Here is a 1,841-nt window from a genome sequence, read left to right as displayed (position 1 = left end):
CTGTGGATAACAACCTTTTAAATCCCCTTTTGAAAAAATTTATCCACTTTTTTAGCAATTTACCCTCATTTGACACTCGCTATTCATTCAAAACGTATTTAATTGCCTTCATTTCGATTCTTTTGAAAAGAATTAATCCCCTCATAAGAAAATGGAGCCCTCTTGTAATATGTTGCAATCTGTTAAGTATGATCATGAATACGTCACGCTACGCTCTCTGTTGGAAGATTATCGTGAACAAGCAACCTCAAAAGCTCAACAGGGAAAAATTTTTGAAGAGTTTGTTAGCAAATATCTTATGCATGATCCCTTGCATTATGGACGCTATGAAAAGGTTGAAAGCTATTGTGAATGGGCTAAAGAGCGTGAAGATTGGAATAAAAATGATATCGGCATTGATTTGGTTGCTAAACTTCGCAATCAAGAAGGCTATGTGGCTATTCAATGTAAGTTTTATAAAGCAGACCATCAGATCAGTAAAAAGGATATTGATAGCTTTATCGCTGCCTCTGGAAAAGACATCTTTAAATATCGTCTTCTCGTTGATAGCACTGAAAGTGAATTAAGTGACAATGTCAATGCCATGATTAAAGGACAAGCGATACCCGTTTATCGTATTGACCTTCGTCATATGGAAAACAGTCGTATAGACTGGCAAATATTTGCAACAAAACAAAAAGTTGTTCTTAAATCAACAAAAGAACCTCGCCCCCATCAAAAAGAAGCTCTTGAGAAAGTTTGTGAAGGTTTAAAAGAAGCAGACCGTGGCAAGCTTATTATGGCATGTGGTACAGGCAAGACTTTCACCAGCCTTAAGATAGCAGAAACTCTCGCCGGAAAAGGCAAGCGTGTGTTGTTTTTGGTGCCCTCCCTTGCTTTAGTCTCGCAAACAATCCGTGAATGGACACTGGACACACAAATTCCCTTGTGTTCTTTTGCCGTGTGTTCGGATACACAAGTAGGCAAGCGTCGTAAAAACCAAGATGATATGGTTGGGATGGAAACATCAGATCTTGTACTGCCTGCTACAACAGATGCAAAAGCCCTTGCCAAAGAAGCTTGTGAAAACTTCGCAGAAGTAATGACGGTCATCTTTTCAACCTATCATTCCATTCAAGTGATTTCGGATGCACAAAAGGATCATGGACTACCTGAATTTGATTTAATCATTTGTGATGAAGCACACCGTACGACGGGGATTGTATTAGGAACAGACAAGCATGAATCTGAATTTATCAAGGTTCATGACAACAGCATCATTCAAGGCAAAAAACGCCTCTACATGACAGCAACGCCGAAGATCTTTGCTGACAAGCTGAAAAAGAAGGCTGATGTATCCGATGCCGTTCTGGCGTCCATGGATGATGAAGCGCTCTATGGAAAAAATCTTTACACCTATACTTTTTCAAAAGCTCTAAAAGATAAATTGTTAACACCTTATAAAGTTATCGTCTTAGCTGTTGATGAAGCAATTATCAACGCAACAATTCAGAAGCGTCTTAAAGATAAAAATTCCGAACTTATTCTTGATGATACAACCAAAATCATTGGCTGCTACAAAGCTCTTTCCCAAATAGAAAAGAAGGAAGACGATGGCATAAAACCTATGCGTCGTTCTCTGGCTTTCTGTAAGGATATCAAGACATCTGAACGCGTTAGTGAGATTTTTAATGATGCTATTGATGTATATCATAACTTTGTTCCCGAAAGTAAAACATCTCTTATCTTTGATGTTAAGCACATTGATGGGACTTTTAATGGTAAAGACCGTAATAAATTGCTTGATTGGCTTAAAGAAGATACAGATGAAAATAATTGCCGTGTACTCAGCAATGTAAGAT

1 protein-coding gene is annotated in these 1,841 nt (G+C 38.1%); it reads left to right on the top strand.

Going from position 1 to position 1,841, the window contains the following annotated elements:
• Positions 1-169 precede the first annotated feature (169 nt).
• The coding region (locus tag ABD909_RS07075) for a restriction endonuclease (RefSeq protein WP_345097252.1) at positions 170-1,841 on the top strand (1,672 nt) is incomplete at its 3' end.

Source organism: Bartonella acomydis (assembly GCF_039543025.1).
GTDB classification, from domain to species: domain Bacteria; phylum Pseudomonadota; class Alphaproteobacteria; order Rhizobiales; family Rhizobiaceae; genus Bartonella; species Bartonella acomydis.
This window is presented reverse-complemented; position numbering and strand designations above follow the sequence as displayed.